This is a genomic window from Burkholderia sp. SIMBA_062 (assembly GCF_046534765.1).
In the GTDB taxonomy this organism is placed as follows: domain Bacteria; phylum Pseudomonadota; class Gammaproteobacteria; order Burkholderiales; family Burkholderiaceae; genus Burkholderia; species Burkholderia ambifaria.
In genome coordinates this window covers 1-279 of record NZ_JAWRYD010000206.1, presented here as the reverse complement: position 1 = coordinate 279, position 279 = coordinate 1, and the positions used below count along the sequence as shown (strand labels likewise).

Genomic DNA, 279 nt, shown 5'->3' with positions numbered 1-279 from the left:
CACATTCGTCCGACGTTCTTTTCGGAATGGCTGATTTTCCCGTGGGTGCGCGACACGATCGTCAAGGAAGGCCAGATCACGCTGCCTTATGGCGAAGGGCGTCACGCACCGATCGCGGCGGAAGATCAGGCGCGCTTCATCACGGCGGTGCTCACGCAGCCGTCCGCGCATATCGGCAAGGCTTACGAGCTGTGCGGGCCGGTCGAACTCGATCATCACGAGATCGCGCAGAAGATCAGCGAAGTCATCGGCCGGAAGATTGTCTATAACCCCTGCACG

1 pseudogene is annotated in these 279 nt (G+C 60.2%); it reads left to right on the top strand.

The window, feature by feature from the left end:
* A pseudogene (locus tag SB786_RS36055) lies at nucleotides 1-279 on the top strand (NmrA family transcriptional regulator); the annotation flags it as partial.